General features: G+C 66.1%; 20 protein-coding genes and 1 pseudogene. 4 read left to right on the forward strand and 17 right to left on the reverse strand.

Features of this window, described 5'->3' with window-relative positions; all coding sequences use genetic code 11:
- Positions 1-380: 380 nt before the first annotated feature.
- A complete protein-coding gene (locus H289_RS0118410) occupies positions 381-848 on the forward strand; it encodes a hypothetical protein (protein ID WP_020102285.1) in 468 nt (155 codons plus the stop codon).
- 2 nt (positions 849-850) lie between these two features.
- Positions 851-1,285 (forward strand): Rv2576c family protein, encoded by a 435-nt coding sequence (locus H289_RS0118415; RefSeq protein WP_020102286.1) that lies wholly within the window; start codon positions 851-853, stop codon positions 1,283-1,285.
- Between the two features lie 66 nt (positions 1,286-1,351).
- On the opposite strand, the gene H289_RS0118420 is transcribed toward H289_RS0118415, so the two are convergent.
- Positions 1,352-1,753: a hypothetical protein gene (locus H289_RS0118420; protein ID WP_020102287.1), complete on the reverse strand. Its 402-nt coding sequence runs from the start codon at positions 1,751-1,753 to the stop codon at positions 1,352-1,354.
- A 140-nt stretch (positions 1,754-1,893) separates the two neighbouring features.
- Here H289_RS0118420 and H289_RS0118425 point away from each other — a divergent pair, with 140 nt between their 5' ends.
- Positions 1,894-2,565: an Rv1363c family protein gene (locus H289_RS0118425; RefSeq protein WP_020102288.1), complete on the forward strand. Its 672-nt coding sequence runs from the start codon at positions 1,894-1,896 to the stop codon at positions 2,563-2,565.
- 98 nt (positions 2,566-2,663) lie between these two features.
- Positions 2,664-3,191 (forward strand): Rv2253/PknI dimerization domain-containing protein, encoded by a 528-nt coding sequence (locus H289_RS0118430; protein WP_020102289.1) that lies wholly within the window; start codon positions 2,664-2,666, stop codon positions 3,189-3,191.
- 41 nt (positions 3,192-3,232) lie between these two features.
- Here H289_RS0118430 and H289_RS0118435 read toward each other — a convergent pair whose 3' ends face one another.
- From H289_RS0118435 to H289_RS0118510, 16 genes and pseudogenes are all read right to left on the reverse strand, one after another.
- On the reverse strand, positions 3,233-4,975 hold the full coding sequence (locus H289_RS0118435; RefSeq protein ID WP_029105413.1) for an MCE family protein: 1,743 nt from the start codon (positions 4,973-4,975) through the stop codon (positions 3,233-3,235).
- Positions 4,975-6,345, reverse strand: coding sequence for an MCE family protein (locus H289_RS0118440; protein ID WP_081633463.1), 1,371 nt, complete (start codon positions 6,343-6,345; stop codon positions 4,975-4,977). The genes H289_RS0118435 and H289_RS0118440 overlap by 1 nt, the downstream gene beginning before the upstream one ends.
- Positions 6,342-7,871 (reverse strand): MCE family protein, encoded by a 1,530-nt coding sequence (locus H289_RS0118445; RefSeq protein ID WP_029105414.1) that lies wholly within the window; start codon positions 7,869-7,871, stop codon positions 6,342-6,344. Before H289_RS0118445 ends, H289_RS0118440 begins: the two co-directional genes overlap by 4 nt.
- Positions 7,871-8,953 carry an MCE family protein gene (locus H289_RS0118450; RefSeq protein WP_020102293.1) on the reverse strand — a complete coding sequence of 361 codons (1,083 nt, stop codon included), beginning with the start codon at positions 8,951-8,953 and terminating at the stop codon, positions 7,871-7,873. Before H289_RS0118450 ends, H289_RS0118445 begins: the two co-directional genes overlap by 1 nt.
- Complete coding sequence (locus tag H289_RS0118455; protein WP_020102294.1) at positions 8,953-9,978, reverse strand: MCE family protein; 1,026 nt, start codon at positions 9,976-9,978, stop codon at positions 8,953-8,955. The genes H289_RS0118450 and H289_RS0118455 overlap by 1 nt, the downstream gene beginning before the upstream one ends.
- Complete coding sequence (locus tag H289_RS0118460) at positions 9,975-11,252, reverse strand: MCE family protein (RefSeq protein WP_029105415.1); 1,278 nt, start codon at positions 11,250-11,252, stop codon at positions 9,975-9,977. Before H289_RS0118460 ends, H289_RS0118455 begins: the two co-directional genes overlap by 4 nt.
- 8 nt (positions 11,253-11,260) lie before the next feature.
- Entirely contained in the window at positions 11,261-12,115 is an 855-nt protein-coding gene (locus tag H289_RS0118465; protein ID WP_020102296.1) for an MlaE family ABC transporter permease, read from the reverse strand.
- A 9-nt stretch (positions 12,116-12,124) separates the two neighbouring features.
- Positions 12,125-12,934 carry an MlaE family ABC transporter permease gene (locus H289_RS0118470; RefSeq protein ID WP_029105416.1) on the reverse strand — a complete coding sequence of 270 codons (810 nt, stop codon included), beginning with the start codon at positions 12,932-12,934 and terminating at the stop codon, positions 12,125-12,127.
- Positions 12,924-13,106: pseudogene (locus tag H289_RS33080) on the reverse strand (thiolase C-terminal domain-containing protein); the annotation flags it as partial. The gene H289_RS0118470 and the pseudogene H289_RS33080, both read right to left, overlap by 11 nt.
- A 155-nt stretch (positions 13,107-13,261) precedes the next feature.
- Positions 13,262-14,758 carry an aldehyde dehydrogenase family protein gene (locus H289_RS0118480; RefSeq protein ID WP_020102299.1) on the reverse strand — a complete coding sequence of 499 codons (1,497 nt, stop codon included), beginning with the start codon at positions 14,756-14,758 and terminating at the stop codon, positions 13,262-13,264.
- A gap of 312 nt (positions 14,759-15,070) precedes the next feature.
- The gene (locus tag H289_RS0118485; RefSeq protein ID WP_029105417.1) at positions 15,071-15,664 is read right to left on the reverse strand and encodes an IspD/TarI family cytidylyltransferase; all 594 of its coding nucleotides are present in this window, start codon (positions 15,662-15,664) and stop codon (positions 15,071-15,073) included.
- A 9-nt stretch (positions 15,665-15,673) separates the two neighbouring features.
- Entirely contained in the window at positions 15,674-16,480 is an 807-nt protein-coding gene (locus tag H289_RS0118490) for an ABC transporter permease (protein ID WP_020102301.1), read from the reverse strand.
- Positions 16,477-17,631 (reverse strand): ABC transporter substrate-binding protein, encoded by a 1,155-nt coding sequence (locus H289_RS0118495; protein ID WP_036420862.1) that lies wholly within the window; start codon positions 17,629-17,631, stop codon positions 16,477-16,479. The genes H289_RS0118490 and H289_RS0118495 overlap by 4 nt, the downstream gene beginning before the upstream one ends.
- Positions 17,628-18,347 (reverse strand): ABC transporter ATP-binding protein, encoded by a 720-nt coding sequence (locus H289_RS0118500; RefSeq protein ID WP_020102303.1) that lies wholly within the window; start codon positions 18,345-18,347, stop codon positions 17,628-17,630. Before H289_RS0118500 ends, H289_RS0118495 begins: the two co-directional genes overlap by 4 nt.
- The gene (locus H289_RS0118505) at positions 18,323-19,345 is read right to left on the reverse strand and encodes an acyl-CoA dehydrogenase family protein (RefSeq protein WP_020102304.1); all 1,023 of its coding nucleotides are present in this window, start codon (positions 19,343-19,345) and stop codon (positions 18,323-18,325) included. The genes H289_RS0118500 and H289_RS0118505 overlap by 25 nt, the downstream gene beginning before the upstream one ends.
- The gene (locus H289_RS0118510) at positions 19,342-19,866 is read right to left on the reverse strand and encodes a DUF4242 domain-containing protein (RefSeq protein WP_029105420.1); all 525 of its coding nucleotides are present in this window, start codon (positions 19,864-19,866) and stop codon (positions 19,342-19,344) included. The genes H289_RS0118505 and H289_RS0118510 overlap by 4 nt, the downstream gene beginning before the upstream one ends.
- Between the last annotated feature and the right edge of the window lie 45 nt (positions 19,867-19,911).

Genomic DNA, 19,911 nt, shown 5'->3' on the forward strand with positions numbered 1-19,911 from the left:
TGATCAATACTGACGCCTCATTGAGGGACGGCATCGAACCTCCTGTCCGCGTCGCAAGGCAATGTAGGAGAATGAGATTATCATTCTCGTCATACCACCGTAACCTCGCGCCACTCAATCCGTCCGCAAAGCGGTCTTTGCCTGCGGAAATGTCATTTACGTGGACATATTGACGCGGAGCGCCCCGCCTCGGCCGCCGCAATCCCCAGCCGGACCGACCACATGCCCCCACACTGGACCATCGGCACCTGTGCACAGATTCCGCCACCCGCGGCCAACCGGCGATGTTATTCTCCGTTTTGGAGAACAACAGTCTCGCGGTGCCGGTTCCAGGCACCAGTCCACACCAACCCGGCTACGCGAAGCGGTGGAGGAATGTGATGAAGTTGCTGGCGATGGGCGCTGCAGCGCTGTCTGCCGCGTCGATCGCTCTGGCACCTCCCGCCTCGGCGACCATGTGGCCGGGCAACTACAACATGCACATTCCGGACCGCCGCGACTTCCATACGTGGATCTGGTCGGCGCAGTCGCCGTGTTACGCCCCGGACGGCAGCCAGATCAGCCTCGACAAATGCATCCATGTGCTGACCATCCCGCAACCGGTGGCCAAGGCCGACAGCTCCGCGGGTGACGCACAGCTGGTCAACGGCCAGTACACGCTGACCATCAACGAGGACATCGGGTTGCGTTGCGGCGATCTCTATTACGGGCCGACCATCCCGACTCATGATGTATATGTTTGGGACGCAACAACTCTCACTGGGACCATGACTTCGTCGTTCGACTCCGGTTGCGACGGCGCACCCGGAGGTACGCTGACCTATCCATTCGGTCTCACCAGGATGTAACGATGCGCACTTCGGTGATTCTCGCTGCGGCAGTACTGATCTCGTCGTCGGCAGCGCCTACGCCCGCCTTCGCGGATGACGAAGCCGCACCGGCGCCGCCACCCGCGGCACATCACGTCCGCTACGTCGTGAGCGCGGACGCGCCGATCTTCAGCTACATCTATTACCGGGAGGTCGACCCACCGACCTGGTCCGACTACAGCCACAATCCGTATGAGTTCAGCCCGCGGGCCGACGTCACCGTCGGGCCCAACCAACCGTGGGTCTTCGACACGACGCTGAATGATCCCAATCTCTGGGCAACAGTCATGGTGCAGTCCGGCGAGGCCCCCAACTTCAAGACACCGACCTTCAAATGTCGCCTCGAAGTCGACGGCGCCGTGGTGAAGGAGGGCAGCGGCCCCCGCGGAGCCTTGTGCTCGATCCGAAACTGGTAGCTTTCCACGAAAACTCCAGCGCCTCTGGCGAATTCACCGAGGTACCGGCTCCATGATGGTGCCGACTCAGGTGTCGCCGCGCATCCAGCGACTGACGCCGTTCATCGGAACACACGTCAGGAACAAGCCATCCGGCGCCTGCGCGACCATGCTCTGCTCGGTCATGCAGTCGCTGTTCTCGTCGCGAATGCCGGCCATCGGCGGCGAGCGGAACCAGCGGGGCTCGTAGCGTCGGGGCGAGCCGCAGAACATCAGCCGGCCCCAGTCCGTCGTGGCGAAGACGTAATAGGTGGTGTTGTCGCACGGTGCGCCCAGCACCCGGTGCGGGATGATGCCCGGCACGCAGAACGCGTCGTTGCAGGTCTGGGGGTCTGCGGTCGCGGTGGGCAGGACATCCCAGGATCGGGGCGCGGCCATGGCCATGCCAGCCATCAGCATCGAGGCGGCCGCCAACACCATCACGCGCACGCCCTCAACTTTCGCACATTCGGAAACGAAATTCTCTGTTTTAGAGAAGGCGATTACGATGGTCGACACAACCCACCGCGACGTACCGGTGGGACCACTAACCTGGGCAACGCGCCACCCGACACAAGGAAGTCTTCCCCATGGCACCACAGGCCGTCGGCAATTCCGCAGATACCGCGGCGGCCGGCGATGCGGCAGCAGCCGAAGCCGAGGCTGTGCAGGCGGAGGAACGTGCCCGCCAGGCGCGCGCCCGCGCTGCCGAACTCCGCAGGCAGGCGACCGAGTCAGTTGCTGCAGCGAGCCCCACCACAGCCGCGCCACCACGCCAGGTGTCACGGTGGCGCCCGATCGCGGTGGGTCTCGCCGGCCTGGCCTTCTGCATCCTGCTCGGCATCGGCGCGTCCCTGAGCTGGCGTCACCAGCTGGCGCAGACGCAGCACCAGCAGCAAGAGCGCGCGGCGGCGGCAGCCCGACAGGGTGTCATCAACGTCATGTCACTGAACTTCATCAACGCCGAAGACGATGTGAAACGCATCGCCGACAACGCCACCGGCAAGTTCAAGGACGACTTCCAAGGGCAGCAGTACATCCTGGTCAGACAGCTCATCGACGCCAAGGTGGTCACCCATGTCGAGGTGACCGGGGTCGCGGTCCAATCGGTATCCGAGAACTCGGCCGTGGTCCTCGTCGCGGCGACATCGCAGGCGGCCAACACCAAAGACCCGCACCCGGCGCCGAAACGATTCCGGGTGGTCGTGACGCTGACACAAGACGAAGGTCTGCTGAAGATCGCCGATCTCGAGTACATCTGAGCGCGCCGAAGTGATACTGCAGATGGCAATCTGCCACCCGATCGGAACTGATATTCTCCAAATTCGAGAATAGAACTACCACACTGCAGAGGGACGCCATGCCGGGCTTTACATGGAGCACCAAGGCGGCGGTCGGTTCGCTCCTCGCCACCGCCGTCGCATTGTCGGGTGCGACGCCGGCCCACGCCGACGAAGACCCGAGCCTCTGGGGCATCAACGGCACGTTCGCCACCTCATCGAACGGCGCGTTCGCCAAACTCAACGAGCGATACGAGGCGCAACCCGGGAACCGGGCCACGTGGACCATCACTACCCGATGCGTGGGCCCGTCGGATTGCACAGGCACCGTCAAGAGCAGTGACGGATGGACCGCGCCGATCTACACCACGGACGGCATCTACTTCGTCAAACGGTCGGTGCCCAACTGGCGGTACTGCGACGACGGCACCGCTATCCAGGGCTTCCAGGAGTACAAAATCTATCCAGTAGCGCCCGACGGCCGCTTGGCTAACCTCTCTGACGAGTACGCCGGTGAAGACCACACCATGGGCCCCAGCGGATCCTGCGGCCGCAACCAGTGGCCGGTCGTCCGGATGCCGTTCTACATGAAGAAGGTCGCCGGCTAGCCGCGTCCGCGTCGCCGGCAGGCGCCACCGCTCCCCCGGCGCTACGACGGCATCATCTGCTCCCACGACGTCGCCGGCTTCACCAGGTCGGACTGCGCGTACAACTTTCCGTCACTGCCCAGATACTGACCACTGCGCGGATCGTAATGGGCGATCATCACGGACGGACCGGAGGAAGACTGCTTGAACGCGCTCGGCGCTGCCTGCGGCGCCGAATTCCCTTGCGGCACAGGGGCGTTGGCACCGACATCCGGAGGACCGGGCGCCGGGGTGGGCACAGTGGTCGCCCGCGGCAGCAGATCTGGGCGGTCTGGGACCATCGGCCCTTGCGGCAAGCCGCCGTCCGCTGGTGCCGCAGCCGGCGCGTCCACGTGTAGTGGTGGATACGGCAGCAGTGGACCCGGCGGCATACCTGGGTAGCTGGCAGGTGGCGGGGCCGGCGCCGGTGGCGCCTGCGGCCGGTCCGCCACGCCCGCCGGCAGTGGCGAGCCCTCGATTGGACCGTAGATGTTGTCGTCGGGCCGCGCCCGCGAATCCGGACGAATACCTTGCGCGATCAGGTTGGGGTCGATCGGGTACGGCCCCAAGGCATGCTGCCGCTGTGCCAGCGGCTGAAAACCGTTGGGGTCATTGCACAATTCGACCGTGGGCGCCCGTTTTCCCGGGTTGTCCATGCACGGGTAGTTGCGCGCACCGCGCACCGCGATCGGCGAGTCCTGCGGCAATTTGCAGTACAGGTTGTCAGGAGTATCGGCGGGGCTCAGGTCGGCCGGGGACCGCCAAGCCGAGGGCGGCAGAAAGCCGACTGTGCACGACGGCGGGTCACCGAGACCGACTGAGAAGTCACCGTTGGGCATGCCGGTGGGACTGTTCACGGGCGCATACGTTTGAATCTGCGCCACGAACGGCGGCAGCAGCACCAGCAGCTGTTCGAGCGACGCGTGCCAGGTGACACCGATCTGACCTATGGTGCCCAGGTTCGCCAGCAAGATCGGAAGAGTCGGCTTGATCTGCTGCAACAGGTTTGAGGTCTCCTGCGAGAAGCCCGGACCGTTGTGCAGTATCGAACGGAACTGCGTGTCGTCATTGGCCATCGTGCCGGTGATTCCGGCCAGATGGGCCGCCCAGGCCCGGATGCCGTCGGTGTTCTGCGCCTGCGCGTCCAGGAATGGTCCTGAGTCGTCGACCAACGTACGCATCTGGTCGGAGACTCCGTTGGCGGCGGTGGTCAGCTTCGACGCCGAATCCAGCAGCGACCCGAAGTCGTAGCCCGTGCCGTTGAACGCCGCGTAGGACTCGTCGAGCAGCTTGGCCAGCTTGTCGCCCGGAATCGTGTCGACCATGGCGCCGAGCTTGTCCAGCATCGGGCCCACCGGCTGCGGGATGGTGGTGTCCGCCAGCGGAATGGTCGCGCCGTCTTCGAGGTACGGCCCAGAGTTGTTCTTGGGCAACAGTTCTACGTACTGCTCGCCCACCGCCGACATGCTGCGGACCTGCGCCTGCAGCGCAGCCGGGACCTTCGGCGAGGTGTCCAGCGACAACGTTGCCTCGGCACCCGTCGGCGTCAGCTTGATGTCGGTGACCCGGCCGATCTGCGATCCGCGATACGTGACATTGCTGAAGCGGTACAGCCCACCGGTGGCCGGCAGCTGCAGCTTGACCGTCAGCCGGTCGAGCCCGAGCAGCGTGGGTATCTGCATGTAGGCGAACAGCATCACCGTCACGCCGATGACCGACGCGATGGTGAAGAGAATCAACTGAATCCGGACTAATCGGGTGAGCATCAGTTGCCTCCGTTCGGCGGCGCCGGGGCCGGCTCGGGCGCCTGCGCTCCGTATGGGCCCGCGAACAGCTGGTTCGGGGCGGGCGGCGGCGCGTCCCGCACAACGCTGCCGGCCATTCCCGCCTGCGGTACCAACGGCAGCATCGGGCCGGGGCTTTCGGCCACGGCCGGCGGCGGCGCCCACGGCGGCTGCGGTGAACTCGGCACCCAGCTGCCCGGCGGCGGTGGGTCGATGCCGGTCTTGAGCGGGTCGTAGGTGTAGTTCAGATACGACGGGTCACCTGGCGCCGGCACGAGTTGGGTGCCCTCCTGCCCCCACCGGGTACCCAGCATCGTGCTGTGCTTCAGACGCGGGATGGTGAGGTCGATGACGGCGTAGAGGTTGTAATAGTCTCCGCGGATTGCTCGGTCGATGAAGCTGCCGGTGAACGGGAAATGCGGCAGGTACTCGAGAACGGTGTCGACATCGGGCCCCAGGGCGGTGAACGCCGCCAGCGCCGGTGTGATGTTCTTGAGGTTGCTCACGAGATCGGCCTTGGAGTCGTTGACGAGCTCAGTCGCCACGTTGCTGAATTTGCCGAGTTTGGTCAGCGCGGTGGTCAACTGCGGCCGTTGCTTGATCAGCACATCCAGCGCCGGTGGGATCTTGTTGAGAGCCTGGGTGAGCACATCGCGCTGCCCGGCGAACGTAGCCGCCAGCCGGTTGAGCGCTTGGATCGAGTTGACGATGGCGTCGCGTTGGTCGTCCAGGGTGCCGACGAAGTCGTTCAAACGTGACAGCAGATCACGGAATTCGGCTTCGTGACCGTTCAGCGCGCTGCTGAAGTTGTGGATCACGTCCCCGATCTGGCCCAGCCCGCCGCCGTTGACCACGGCAGCCAAAGACGACAACGTCCGTTCGGTGGTCGGGTAGGTCGACGAGTCGTTCAACGGGATCGTCGCGCCGGGAGCCAAAGCGCCGCTCGGGTTTTGGCCGACCGGCGGGTCCAGTGCCAGGTGCATCGAACCCAGCAGGCTGGTCTGGCCGACCCGCGCCACCACATTGGCAGGGACGGTCACGCCCGGCTTCACCGAGAACTCGATGTCCGCGTGCCAGTTCTTGGCCGTCATGCGGCGGACGCTGCCCACCACGACGTCGTTGATCATCACCGGCGAATTCGGTTCGAGCGTCGCCACGTTCGCGACCTCGACGTGGTACACCGTCGAGCCCGTCCCACGGCCGACCGCGCCGGGCAGCGGAAGCGAGTTCACGCCCTGAAACGCACAGCCGGTTGTGGTCAGCATGATCGCCACGCCGGTCGCCAGGGCCGCCTTTGCCGTCCGCTCCCATGGGGAACGATATTGTGCACCAGCAGATTTCACAATGCTCATGGGCGCGGCGCCCCTTCTGCCGGGGCCGGTGGTGGCGGGGCGGCGGACATGCCCGGGCCGAGTGGAGTGTCGCTACCGATCTGGCCCGCGGGCACAGGAGGACCGACCGGTGCCGCAGGCGCCTCGGCAGGCAACGGCGGCGGTGTGCCTTGCGGGGCGGGCCCGGGCACCGGCCCGGCCGGATTCAGCATCGACCACACCGACGGCGGCATGTTCGGCCCCGGATTCGGCAGCGCGTTGGGCAGCATCTGGTCGGCTCCCGGTGGCGGGGTGCCCGGCGGCCTGCCGGTGAAGGGCGGCACGGCCGGGCCAGGGTTGTAGGCCGACAGCACCGGATCGGTCTCCGGCGGTACCGGCGATCCGCCACCGCCGCCGGGTGCCAGGCGCGCTTCGGAATACACGAGGTCCTCTGGCGACGCGGCCGGCATCAGGAACGGATCGATCCCGAACGGCAGATGGTTGAAGTTGACCAGGCGCAGGGCCGGACCGAGGTACTGCGCACAGAGCTTCGCGGTCTCGGGTGCGGTGGTGTTCTCCAACGCACCGATTGCCCCGCAGATGAATTCGACGGGTGACGAGAAGTTGTTCAGTACGAATTGGCCGACCGGACTGCCTGTCACCGGGTTGTAGATGTTGTATGCGTTGACGAACTCGTTGGGGGCGATGTGCAGGATGTTCTTCAGCTGCATCTGGTTGTCCACGAGGTTCTGCGTGACGTTGGTCAGTCGGCGCACCTGCTCGGCTGTCTGGTCCCGGGTGCCGGCGACGAAGTTCTGCACCTCGACGATCGACGTCGACAGATCCTTCAGTGCCGCATCGAGATCCGACTTGCTGCCGTCGACCACTCCGGTGAGCGTCACGAGCCGATTCTGGAACGCCACGATCTGCTGATTGCTGTCGCGCAACGCCGTGACGAAGGTCTGCAGGCTCTTGATGATGTCGACCATGTTGCCGCTGCCGGCCGCCAGCACCCTTGCTGCACCGGCCATTTCGGTGATGGTGTCGTGTAGCTTCTGGCCGTTGCCGTCCAGCGCATTTGCCGCGCTGTCGATCATCCGCGACACCGAAGTACCGGAAACACCACTCTTTGGCCCCAGATCGGTGGCCAGCCGCGTCAGCTGAGTCTTGACCTCATCCCACTCGACCGGAACGGCGGTGCGGTCCAACGGAATGACGGCATTGTCACCCAGCTTCGGACCGCTGTGCCGGTACACCGGGGTCAGCTGGACGTACCGCGCCGCCACCAGGTTCTGCGCCACGATCACGGCCTTGGCGTCCGCGGGAATCGGCACGTCGCGGTCGATGTCGAGGGTCAGCCGGGTCTGTGTGCCCTCCGGCACGATCGCGCCGATGGTGCCGACCTTCACGCCGGCCACGCGGACGTCGTCTCCCGGATAGATGCCGGTGGCTTCGGTGAACAGTGCGCTGATGGTCCGGGGCGCAAAGAACAAGTGGCGTACCAGGAATCCACCGCCGACCACCAACAGCGCGACCACCGCGGCCGCGGCCAACCGCCTACGCGTCATCAGCGCGATCCTCCGGGAATTCCGTTGTAGGGCAGCGGGAGCTCGGCACGCGGTCCGGCGTTGTCCGGCGGTTGGCCGGCGTGCACGCCGCGACGGAAGCCGAACGCATAGTCGAAGAACGGTTGCAGCGTCTGCGCGGGGATCAGGTTCGGCACATAGGCGCTGTAGTACGGGCCGTTGGCCAGCGTCTCACCTTGCGACAGCATGAATTTCCGCATGTCGGGGAGAATCTTGGTGATGTTGTCGCGGTTCTTCTCGAGAATCTCGGTCACTCGGTTCAACCGCTCGAGTGTGGGCGCCAATTGTTTCTGGTTGTCGTGCACCAGACCCGACAACTGTTTGGACACCGCCGAGGTGTTGGCGAGCAGCGCGACGATCGCCTCGCGCCGCTCGTTGAGCACGCCGAGCAGGTCGTTGGCATCGAGGATCAATGTGTTCAACTGTCCACTGCGTTGGGAGAGCACGTTGGTGACATCCGCTGCGCTCTTGAGCAGTCCGGCGAGGCTTTCGTTGCGGCTGTTGAGCGATCGCGATACTCGGCTGAGCCCGTCGAAGGTCGGACCGAGCTTCGGCGCGATCTGGTCGAGCGTCGCGGCCAGCGTGTCGAGCGACTGGTTGAGCGAAGCGGTATCGGTGCCGGCGGTGTTGCTGGTCAATTCGCCCACCGCATCGGTCAGCGAGTATGGCGACGAGGTCCGCGTGGTGGGGATGACGTCGTTGGGCCGCATGGTGCCCGTGCCGGCCGATTCCAGGGTCAGCACCCGCTCGCCGAGCAGCGACCCGGTGCGGATGTGCGCGGTGGTTTGCGAACCCAATGGGTACTTGCCCTTGGCGGTGAAGGTGACCACCGCATTGCCGTCCCGCAGCGCGATGTCGGTGACCGTGCCGATCTTGATGCCGGACACGGTGACCTGATTGCCTTTCGCTATCCCGCCCGCCTCGGTGAACTCCGCCTGGTAGCGCACCGAAGTGGCCCACTGGCTGATCCGTTCGGGCTGCAATCCGATGGCAATGATGAGCGCTATCAACACAACACCGAAGAATCCGGCCTTGACCAGCCGTGCACCGCGATATTTCAGCATCAGGGCTCACCGCACCTTCCGCCCTCTTGCTGAATCATCGGGAACACCGCGGTGCGACCCTGCAGGTCTGACACGCGAACCTGCAGACCACAGATGTAGTACATGATCCAGCTGCCATACGATCCGAGGCGGGCCAGCTTGTGGTAGACCTCCACATCCTTCTGAATGCCACGGTCCAGCACCGTCTTATGGTCATCGAGGAACGGAGCCAGTCGGTTGAGTTCGTCGACGGTCAGCTTCAGCGGCTCCCGTGTCTGGTTCAACAGACTGGTAATGGAGGCGGTCCCCTGATCCAGTTGGGTGATGGCGCTGCCGATCGGATCCCGATCCTGGGCCAGCCCGCTGATCAATTGCTGCAGCTTGTCGATGGCGCCGGAGAATTGGTTTCCGTCTTTGGACAAGGTGCCGACCACCTGGTTCAGGTTGTCGATCAGCTGCGACACCGTCTGGGCGTTGTCCGCCACCGTATTCGAGAACGACGACGTCCTGCCCAGCAGGGAATCCAGGTTGTCCCCTTGCCCCTGGAAGATCTGGACCAGCGACGACGTCAGTGCGTTCACGTCCTGTGGGTTCAGCCCGCGGACCACGGGCCGCAATCCGTTGAGCAGGAGATCCAGATCCAGGGCACCGGACGTACGGTCCTCACCGATGGTCGAGCCCGCGGGCAGAATCCGGGATGATCCCGGTGCGGCCGTCAACTCGAGGAAGCGGTCCCCGACCAGGTTGAGATAGCGGACCGCAATCTTGGTCCCCGTGGTCAGCGCGACGTCCTTGTCGGCGTCGAATGTGACCAGCACCTTGTGATCGTCTTGCAACTCAACATCGTTCACGGTGCCCACCCGGACACCGGCCACCCGCACCGAGTCGCCGCCCTTGAGCCGCGAGGCGTCGGCGAACACCGCCTTGTACTGCGACGTGGAGCCGCTGCGGTATTGGCCGAAGGCCATGAACAAGAAGACCGTCATCAGCACCATGACGGCGGCGAACACCGAGAACTTGATCAGTGTGGAGTTGGAACGCTTCATCCGGGCATACCCGCCTGAGTGGTGTTGCGCGGCGGACCGTCGATCGGGCCGAACAGGATCTGTTTCAGGCCGTCGGAGTTGAGCACCACCCCTGGGTTGCCGTACACCCATGGGTTGGCGGCGGTGTCCGTGACCAGATACTTGGACCGGTTACCAAATCCGATGTAGGGCAAGCCCATACAGTGCGGGCCGCCCTTGGCCGCGACTTTGGGCAGGTTCGACGGGTAGCGGTAGCGGTCGATGCCCATGACGAACGACGCGTTGACCATCACGCCGGGATTGGGCTGCGGCGGCTGGTGCGCCAGGAAGTTCATTCCGCCCAGCGCACATTTGAGCCCCGGCGCGTACTCGTTGAGCAGGTCGGTGGTCGGGGCCAACAGGTGCAGCACCTTGCTGAGCTGCTCCCGATTTCCGCCGAGCACATCGTTGCCCGTGTCCGCGAGCCCCGACATGCTGATCAGGAAACTGTCCAGACTCTTCTGTTCCTCGGTCAAGGTCGCGCTCATCCTGGTGGCGTTCTTGACCGTTTCGAGCAGGTCGGGTGCGGCATCGGCATAGGCCTGCGACACCGGGGCCATCACCTCGATGTCGTGTCCGAAGTTGGCGAGGCTCGGGTTCAGCTTGGCCAGCAGGGTGTCGAAGTCGACCATGGTCTGGCCGAATTGCTCGCCGCGCCCGGCCACTGCGGTCGACATGGCCGCCAGGGTCTGGTTCAGCTTGGCGGGGTCGATCTTGTCGAGCACGTTCGTGAGCTGTTGGAACACGGTGTTGATCTCGACGGTGACGTGGTCGCCACCCAGCTCTTGTCCGGCCCGCAGCGGCGTCGAGGACGGATCGGAAGGCGCCTGCAGGTCAACATATTTCGCGCCGAACACCGTCGAGGACGCGATGTTCGCGCGGACATTCCCGGGAATCAGATGCAGCTGCGACGGATCCATCGCCAAGTGCAGGGCGGCGGTGCCGTCCGCGCGCTGCTCGATCGATTCGACGGTGCCGACCTCGATCCCCCGCATCTTGACTTTGGCGTCCGGGTTCATGACCAGACCGGCGCGCTGCGAAATGACCGTCACCGGAACCGATTCGGTGAAACTGTCGGAGAACAGGGCAATGGCCAATGCGATCACCGCACCGACCACGGCGACCGTCGCCAGGCCTGCCAGCGGTCGCGCGTAGGTCCGGGCGCCGAAATGTCCGCCGCCTTTGGCCGCCACGGGAGCCGCGGAGCTGGTGGTCTCTGACCGGTGGAGGGGGCCCGGACCCAGGTTCTTCGTCACCGTCGCCCCTAGCCCGACAGGTGGAAGTTGCCGTTGGAGCCGTAGATCGACAGTGACACCAGCAGGGTCACCGACACCACCACGACCAGGGACGTACGCACCGCATTGCCCACGGCCACACCGACTCCCGACGGACCACCGGTGGCGAAGTAGCCGAAATAGGTATGGATGAACAGGATCGTCAAGGCCATCAGGATGGCCTGCAGAAACGACCACAGCAGATCGACCGGGTTCAGGAAGGTATAGAAGTAGTGGTCGTACAGGCCCGCGGACTGGCCGAACAACATCACCGTGACAAACCGTGACGCGATGAACGACAAGATCACCGCAATGGAGTACAGCGGGGTGATCGCGATCATGCCGGCCAGGATTCGCGTGGACACCAGGTACGAGATCGGGCGGATCGCCATGGACTCGAGCGCGTCGATCTCCTCGTTGATCCGCATCGCCCCCAGCTGCGCGGTCACGCCCGCACCGAATGTCGCGGCCAGCCCGATCCCGGCGACGATAGGCGCCGCGATCCGCACATTGATGAACGCAGACAAGAACCCGGTCAACGCCTCGATGCCGATGTTGCCCAGGCTGCTGTACCCCTGCACCGCCAGCGTGCCGCCGGTGGCCAGCGTCAAGAAGCCCACGATCGCGACCGTCCCGCCGATCATCGCCAACGTTCCGGCGCCCATGGAGATCTCGGCGATCAGCCGCACGACCTCCTTGCGGTAGTGCGACCCGGCGAACGGCACCCCGGCCAACGCCTTGCCGTAGAACAACGTGTGATCACCGATGCGCCCCAGTAGACCGATCGGCCGGCCCAGCTCGCGCGCCATCCGCGGATACGTCTGCCGCAGCGTCTTGAGTGCCATCGCCGCGTCCTACCGCGCCGTCATCCGGATACCGATGGCGGTGACTACGACGTTGATCACGAACAACGCCATGAACGCGTACACCACCGTCTCGTTGACCGCGTTACCGACGGCCTTGGCCCCGCCCCCGGAGATGGTCAACCCGCGGTAACACGCCACGAGCCCGGCGATCAGCCCGAACAGCGCGGCCTTGATACACGAGATGATCACCTCGGGCACACCCGTCAGCAGCGTGATCCCGGCCGCGAACGCACCGGGGTTCACGTCCTGGACGAACACCGAGAAGATGTAGCCGCCCAGGATGCCGATGATCACCACCAGCGAGTTCAGCAGCAGCGCAACCAGACCCGAGGCCAGCATCCGGGGCGTCACCAACCGGGCCACCGGGTTGATGCCCAGCACTTCCATCGCGTCGATCTCTTCGCGGATGGTCCGCGACCCCAAATCCGCACACATCGCCGTCGCGCCCGCCCCCGCGACGATCAACACCGTCACCATGGGACCGACCTGGGTCACCGCACCGAACGCCGCACCCGCCCCCGACAAGTCCGCCGCACCCAACTCACGCAACAGGATGTTCAACGTGAACGACACCAGCACCGTGAACGGGATCGCCACCAACAATGTGGGCGCCAACGACACCCGCGCCACAAACCACGACTGCTCCAGGAATTCGCGCATCTGGAACGGCCGCCGAAACAGATACCGCACCGCATCCGCCGACATCGCGAACAAACCACCGATGGCCTGCATCGGCCCGGATGCACTGCGCGCGAAAGAAATCCCCGGTGACCACCGGTCCGGCCCCTTACCTGCCATCCGCGCCCGGTCCTTCCAGAATCGTCACGGCCGACACGGCAGCCGGACCGCCAATGTTGTGTGCCAACGCGATGCGGGCGCCGTCCACCTGACTGTGGGCAGTGCCACGAAGTTGTTGGAACAACTCGACGCACTGTGCCACACCGGTGGCACCCGGCGGGTGGGAACCGGCCTGCGTACCAGTGATTTTCACGAGTGTCCGGATGCCGACGTCGTCCAGCTCGGGATCGAGGCCCAACCCGGCCAGTGGCCCGGCGGCATTGCTGCTCTCGGTCAACGGCAGGTACGTACCGATGGCGACGACGGTGGGCATCAAATGAACCTGGTCTAGGCGACGACCGTGGCGAAGGTCTTGCGCTCGAGAAACTCTTCGAGTCCGGCCGCACCCATCTCCCGGCCGATGCCGGACTGCTTGTACCCGCCGAACGGGCTGTCGGGGCTGAAGTAATTGCCGCCGTTGATCGAAAAGGTTCCGGTGCGGATGCGCCGGGCCAACGCCAGGGCGCGCTCCTGACTGCCGAACACCGCGCCCGACAGTCCGTAGATGGAGTTGTTGGCGATCTCGGCCGCGTGGTCATCGTCGTCGTACGCGATCACCGCCAGCACGGGTCCGAAGACTTCCTCCTGGGCGATCTCACTGTCGGGGTCGACGTTCGTCAGCAGGGTCGGCGTGTAGAAGTAGCCGGGGCCCTTCTTCTCGCCGCCGGTGACCAGGGTGGCGCCGTCGGCGACGGCCCGTTGCACCATGGCATCGACCTTGTCGCGCTGCTTCTGGCTGATGAGCGGCCCCATGTAGGTGGCCGGATCCTTGGGATCGCCCCAGCGCACATGCGAGAAGTTGGCCTTGACCATCTCGACGATCTCGTCGTGATGTTTCCGCGGCACGAGCAGCCGGCTGGTCAGTGCGCAGCCCTGGCCGGCGTGGGTGACCATGCTGAACGCGGAAAACATTGCGGCCAAGGCGAAGTCGGCGTCGTCGAGCACGATGGCGGCGGACTTCCCACCCAGTTCCAGGAACACCCGCTTGAGGGTCGTGCTGGCGGCGGCCATGATGGCCCGGCCGGTCGCGGTCGAGCCGGTAAAGGTCACGGCGTCGACGTCGCCACTGGTGGTCAGGGCGATGCCGACCGCCGGGTCGGACGAACTGATGATGTTGACGACGCCGGCAGGGATGTCGGTGTGGTTGGCGATGAGCTCACCCAGCGCCAGGGTGACCAAGGGCGTGTCGGGGGCCGCTTTGAGCACCACCGTGCAGCCCGCCGCCAGTGCCGGGGCGAGCTTGGCCAGTGCCAGCTGATTCGGGTAGTTGTAGGCGATGATCGCCGCGACGACGCCGGCACTTTCCTTCTCCACCCAGCGATGGTGCTGGGCGCCACGGATCTCGACGGTGCCGAGGTCCTCGGTCATCGGAAAGGTCTCGAGCAGATCGGCGTAGTAGCGCACGATCGCGATGGGTTGGTCGAGTTGCGCGCCATGCGTCAGCGCGACCGTGGCGCCGACTTCTTCGATGGTCAGCGCCGCCAACTCCTCGCGGTGCTCGATGAGAGCTTTGTGGAATTGGTCGAGGCAGCGGATGCGCAGCTCCACATTGGTGGCCCAGTCGGTGTCGTCGAATGCGCGGCGGGCGGCCTTGATGGCTGCCTCGGCGTCGGCCACGGTGGCCTCGGGCGCGTGGCCGAAGACCTCTTCGGTGGCCGGGTTGATCGAGGGACAGCTACCTTCGCCCGCGACCAATTCGCCATTGATCAACATGCGGCGGTCCACGCCCGTTTCGGCGGCTCGAGCACCCGTGATCTTGCCTGCATCAACCGTGGCCTGAGCCATCCGCGCCTCCTCGAGCTGCGACGATGTAATGGAAATTTCATTCTCATCTACGGCGAATCATACATTCACAACGGGAGAATACAATGAAGGCTAGGTGTCCTAGACATCTGGCTGGTCACCGCGGAACGCAGCCCAGCGACCGCCCCTGAACTTGGGGCTCCCGCCCGGGTTTGCGACAGCGTGGACGCCGCCCGGCCTCGGACGGCACCAAAGCCTCGTCGCATGGAAGTGCGTCACCTGACCCGGGGCCGGCGCGCGAACGGCACCGCGACCGGCGGCACGGGGCCGCGCGACCAACCGCGCCGTGGCCACTCAGCCTGCGGCGACGATGGCCTCCAGCAGGGCCCTGTCCTGCGCGAGGTCGACGGCGACGGCGTTCGGATCGCCGTCGACGATGCCGACCTTCAGACCGGCGGACGTCAGCGCCGCGAGGTCATCGGGATGGGCGCACCGAGCCAGGGCGGCCGCCGAGAAGGCCCGCGGGTACTGCGCGGTGACGAGCTCCGATCGGTCCACGTTGCCGAGCACGATGTCATTCGTGGCGACGGCCTTCACACTGTCGGTCATCGGCAGGACCGGAAGGACGACGTCGTGGTCCGCCAGGCCGGCAGCCACGCGCGCCGCCAGTTCGGCAGGCGCCAACGGATACCGCACGTCGTGCATCAGGACCTGGTCCCCCGCACCGAGCGGCGCGGGCGCGGTGCGCACAGGTACATCACTGAGGTCATGAGCCGCAAGGCATTCCGCAGCGGCGTCGGACAACTCTTCGGCAGCCACCACCGAAACCGGCGCCACGTCGCGCACCGCCCGCACGGCCCGCACCAGTGCCGGTTCCCCGGCGATCGGCGCGGTGAAGTCGGCCGGGGCGAGCCCTGCGGGCACGGTCACGATCGCCGAAAGAGTCACCGCGACACCCTATCCTCGGTAGGACGCCGCTCCTGGCCGCTCTGGAGAAATCAGGCGCCGGGCGACGACATCCAGCAGGAAGCCCAGCGCACCGATCACCACGATCACCGCCACCACCTGGTCGTAGGCCAGCTGGTCACGGGCATTGAGCACCTGATAGCCCAGACCCGAACGCACGCCGAGCATTTCAGCCGGGACCAGCACCACCCACGCGATGCCGAGCGCCACGCGGACGCCCGTCTGCAGCTGTCCCCGGATGGCCGGCAGCACGACGGCGGTGATCAGCTCCCACCGCGTGGCGTGGAACGACCGTGCCACGTCCAGGAAGCCCGGGTCGACGGCGCGCACGCCGGCCACGGTGTTGATCAGCACGGGCCACACGGCCGCCACCGCGATCAGGAAGATCACCGGCTCGTTGCCGATACCGAACACCGCGACGGCGATCGGGGCCCACGACAGTGGCGAGATCATCCGGACGAACTGGACGAGCGGTGCCGCCGCTCGCTCGGCCGTGGTGTTGAGCCCGAGCAGCAGGCCCGCCGGAATCCCGATGACGACCGCCACCGCCAGCCCGATCACCAACCGCCACAGGCTGATCCCGATGTCGGGCAGCAGCACGCCGCGGGAGAACAGGTCGACGATCGCAGGCACGACGCGCTGTGGTGCGGCCTGGCGCAGCAGCGAGTGCGGGGCGGACAGGACGGTGGTCGTCAGCCACCAGAGGCCGACCGCGACGACGATGGCGCCGACCGGCGGGGCCCAACGGCGCACTGCCACCGGCGGATCGATCACCGAGCGGACGGTTGTTGTGGTCATGACAGCTCCAATTGCTCGGTTCGGGTGTAATCGCCGTTGAGGCCGAAGGCGGCCGGACCGCCATGGGCCTGTATTGAATTACGGACGAAGGTGTCGTCGACCAGGTCGCTGTGCACGGTGGCGGGGTCCAGCCGCTCCAGGAATCGCCGGTCGCCGTCGATGACGGTGTCGCGCATGGACGTCACCAGTTCATCGGTGAAGCTCGGGAACGGGAACGGCTGGAAGCCGAGCCGCTGCGGCTGCCACTCCGGGTGACGCAGCGGGTAGGGCGCGGTGGGATAGGTCATCGCGAGCGTGATCGCGGGTACCGGCTGGGGCAGGTAGCGCCCGCCGCCGAGTTTCGCCGCGGTCGCCTTCCGATCTTTCGACAGCGCGAGTTGCGCCGTCACCACCGCGTCCGTGAGCTGTTGCACTGCCGCCGGTCGACTGGCGATGACGTCGTCACGGGTCACCAGGGCGCAGCAGGCATGGTCGCGCCACACATCGCCGAGGAAGGTGTGGATGCGCCCGATCTTCTTGGTCTGGGCCATCGCGTTGAACGGGTCGGCCACCACGTAGCCGCCGATGGTGCCGGTGGCCAGCGCCGGCACCATGTCCGACGGACTCATCACGACGAGTTCCACGGTGCGGTCGGCCCGCGATGCCGGCCGGCGGATCACCGGTTGCAATCCGTTGGCCCGCAACAACTTCTGCAGCACGATGTTGTGAATCGACCACCAGAACGGGATCGCCAGCTGCGAACCCGCAAGATCCGGCAACTCCCGGATGTGCGGTGCGACCGTCAGTGCCGAGCCATTGGTGTGGTTCCACCCGAGTACCCGGACACCGCCACCGAGCGCATAGCGCAGCTGCACCGCCATCGGCATCAGCAGGTGCACGACGTCGAGCTGACGGTTCAGGAATGCCTCACCCAGCGCCGCCCAACTCCGGAACAGCACCGGCTTGCCGACACCCGCCGGATACAGACCCGCGGAGTGCGCGATCAACAGCGGCGCGGCGTCCGTGATCGGCAGATATCCCACGCGCAGCGGCCCGCCGGCGGCCGAATCGGTCGTGGCACTGTGCGCCAGGTCGGCCAGGCCGAAGGCGCCACCGGCAGCCGCTGCCGCGGCGATCAAGGCCTGCCGTCGTGAGATCAGCAGTCTGCTCATGCCACCCACAGTTCGGAAACGCGGTAATGGCTGAGGATTTCGTCACGCAGACCCGACTGGTCCGTCTCCTCCAGGTGCCATTGACGCTGAATCCGGCCGCCGTCGGCCAGCAGCACGACGCGCTGCGCCAGGGTGAGCGCTTCCTCGACGTCATGGGTGACCAGCAGCACCGTCACACCCAATTCGGTTGTGAGGGTGGTCAACCACTGCTGCAGGTCGGCACGTGTCGCGGGGTCCAGCGCGCTGAACGGTTCGTCGAGCAGGAGCAACTGGGGCCGGGTCGCCACAGCGCGCAGGATGGCCACCCGCTGGGCCTGCCCGCCGGACAGCTGGTCGGGATAGCGGTCGGCCAGCCCGTCGACGCCGAAGCGCCGCATCAGCTCTGCCGCATAGTCCGCGTCGAATCCCTTGCGCCGGTGTGCGAATCGGCGCGCGTAGGAAACATTGCCCTGCACCGTCAGCCACGGCAGCAGCAGCGCGTCCTGGAAGACGACTCCGATGTGCGGACGCTCGCCACCGGCGGGCCAGCTGACGGTTCCCGAGCTCAGCGATTCCAGGCCGGCCAGCACCCGCAGCAGGGTCGATTTCCCGCTGCCGCTACGCCCGAGCACAGCGACGAACTCCCCCGACTCGATGGCGAGATCGATACCGTCGAGAACGACGCTGTCCCCGAATTTCTTGGTGCCCGCGGTTATCCGAACTGCTTCAGTTCCCACCTCAGTTGTCCTTCCGATGGTGATTGCACGGGCAGAAAAGCCGCTTCGCGGAACCGGCGGTTGGCGGCCGTCCCCGCGCGATAGCCCTGGCCACCGGCCAGCGCCGATTCCAGGCGGGTCGCCCCCACCGCGACATTGGCGGCATCCAGTCGTAGCCGGATCACGTCGGCCAGGTTGGCTTCCCCTGGCGCCGAGGCGAATTCGTAGAGCCGGCGGCGGTTGGCTTCGGCGTGCGACACCAGATCGGCGAGGTCGCCGTCGAACTGGGCGGCCAGCCCATCGGTCGCCCGACCGGCCGCGGTCAGCGCCGCCCCGGTGACGCCGACGCAGAATGCGGTCTGCAGCAGCAGGAAGGTCGGCTTGATCCCACGGACGAACCCGGTGAGGTCGGCGCTGATGATGCGGTCGGCTTTCACCTCGACCTCTTCCAGGCGCAGCGACGTCGACCCGGTGCTGCCCAATGCCATCAGCGTGGGCGCCGGGTCGACCACCACGCCGACCGCGCTCACGTCGACCGCCACGACATACAGGCGGCCCGTGACGGTCCGTGCCGGGAGCACGATCAACGCGTCGTCAAAGACGTTGGATGCCCAGCGGATTGGTCCGTTGAGCCGCAGACCACGACGCGTCTCCCCGGCGAAGATCGGGAGCTGCCCGAGGCCCGCCACTTGCTTGAGCCCGGAGGCCATGGCGGTCACGCCGGGACGGCGTGCGGTGAGCAACGCCTCCGACAGGTCCGGCCGGTCGGCGAGGTAGTGAATCGCCATCTGATGCGCCCACGCCGAGAATCCGGCGGCGAGGCTCACCGCCGACACCTGCTCGATCACCCGCACGGTGTCGGGCAGATCCGGTAGCCCGAACAATCCGGAAGCGCCGAGGGCGCGCAGATCGTCACGGACGTCGGTGAGGCCCGCGTCCAGGTCACCGGCCCGGGCGTCCACCCCGGCCGTGACATGAGCCAGTCTGGTCGCGACGTCGTCGGACACCAGAGTTGTCATTGCCCACCACTTTCCAATCCGTACAACCGATCAATCGGGGTCTGCACCGCCACGCGCGCCCGCCGCACCGCGTCCTCGTCCGGCGCGTCGTAGAAACAGAGGCACTTGTCCATGTCGACCCGCACGTAGGTGCGCAGGAAGCTGACCTCGGGCACCTCCGCGTATTTCGGCGCGTTGGCCTTCTTGCGGCTCAGGTAGCTCTCCATGTCCAGGTCGGCGGGCAGGTCCCACTCGACCAGGTATCCCGCCGTCGGGCGGACGGCCTTCAGCTGGTCCAGTTCCGCACCGACCAGTCGCACTTCGTGCGGGCCGGTCAGCTCGGCGGCCCCGACCGACGGCGCGTCGATCTGCAGCGGACCGCCGGCGAGCTCCACGACCACGAACAACCGGTGCTGAGCCGTCACCTGCGCCTCGATGAGTTCGCCGCCGGCCCGGTGCACTTCGGCGTCGAGCGTCTTGATGGCCTGGTCGACCTCGGCCCGGCCGGGCAGTCCTGCGATTTCGTAGAGGTACAGCGTCACGGTGTGTTCCTGTTCGTCGGGCGTCGATGACATCACGACGCTCGC

Origin of the sequence: Mycobacterium sp. 360MFTsu5.1, assembly GCF_000383495.1 — a bacterium.
GTDB classification, from domain to species: domain Bacteria; phylum Actinomycetota; class Actinomycetes; order Mycobacteriales; family Mycobacteriaceae; genus Mycobacterium; species Mycobacterium mucogenicum_B.

Coding starts and splice junctions, on each gene's coding strand:
- H289_RS0118410 (WP_020102285.1), top strand. CDS start 381: ATGAAGTTGCTGGCGATGGGCGCTGCAGCGCTGTCTGCCGCGTCGATC.
- H289_RS0118415 (WP_020102286.1), top strand. CDS start 851: ATGCGCACTTCGGTGATTCTCGCTGCGGCAGTACTGATCTCGTCGTCG.
- H289_RS0118425 (WP_020102288.1), top strand. CDS start 1,894: ATGGCACCACAGGCCGTCGGCAATTCCGCAGATACCGCGGCGGCCGGC.
- H289_RS0118430 (WP_020102289.1), top strand. CDS start 2,664: ATGCCGGGCTTTACATGGAGCACCAAGGCGGCGGTCGGTTCGCTCCTC.
- H289_RS0118435 (WP_029105413.1), bottom strand. CDS start 4,975: ATGCTCACCCGATTAGTCCGGATTCAGTTGATTCTCTTCACCATCGCG.
- H289_RS0118440 (WP_081633463.1), bottom strand. CDS start 6,345: ATGAGCATTGTGAAATCTGCTGGTGCACAATATCGTTCCCCATGGGAG.
- H289_RS0118445 (WP_029105414.1), bottom strand. CDS start 7,871: ATGACGCGTAGGCGGTTGGCCGCGGCCGCGGTGGTCGCGCTGTTGGTG.
- H289_RS0118450 (WP_020102293.1), bottom strand. CDS start 8,953: ATGCTGAAATATCGCGGTGCACGGCTGGTCAAGGCCGGATTCTTCGGT.
- H289_RS0118455 (WP_020102294.1), bottom strand. CDS start 9,978: ATGAAGCGTTCCAACTCCACACTGATCAAGTTCTCGGTGTTCGCCGCC.
- H289_RS0118465 (WP_020102296.1), bottom strand. CDS start 12,115: ATGGCACTCAAGACGCTGCGGCAGACGTATCCGCGGATGGCGCGCGAG.
- H289_RS0118470 (WP_029105416.1), bottom strand. CDS start 12,934: ATGGCAGGTAAGGGGCCGGACCGGTGGTCACCGGGGATTTCTTTCGCG.
- H289_RS0118480 (WP_020102299.1), bottom strand. CDS start 14,758: ATGGCTCAGGCCACGGTTGATGCAGGCAAGATCACGGGTGCTCGAGCC.
- H289_RS0118490 (WP_020102301.1), bottom strand. CDS start 16,480: ATGACCACAACAACCGTCCGCTCGGTGATCGATCCGCCGGTGGCAGTG.
- H289_RS0118495 (WP_036420862.1), bottom strand. CDS start 17,631: ATGAGCAGACTGCTGATCTCACGACGGCAGGCCTTGATCGCCGCGGCA.
- H289_RS0118505 (WP_020102304.1), bottom strand. CDS start 19,345: ATGACAACTCTGGTGTCCGACGACGTCGCGACCAGACTGGCTCATGTC.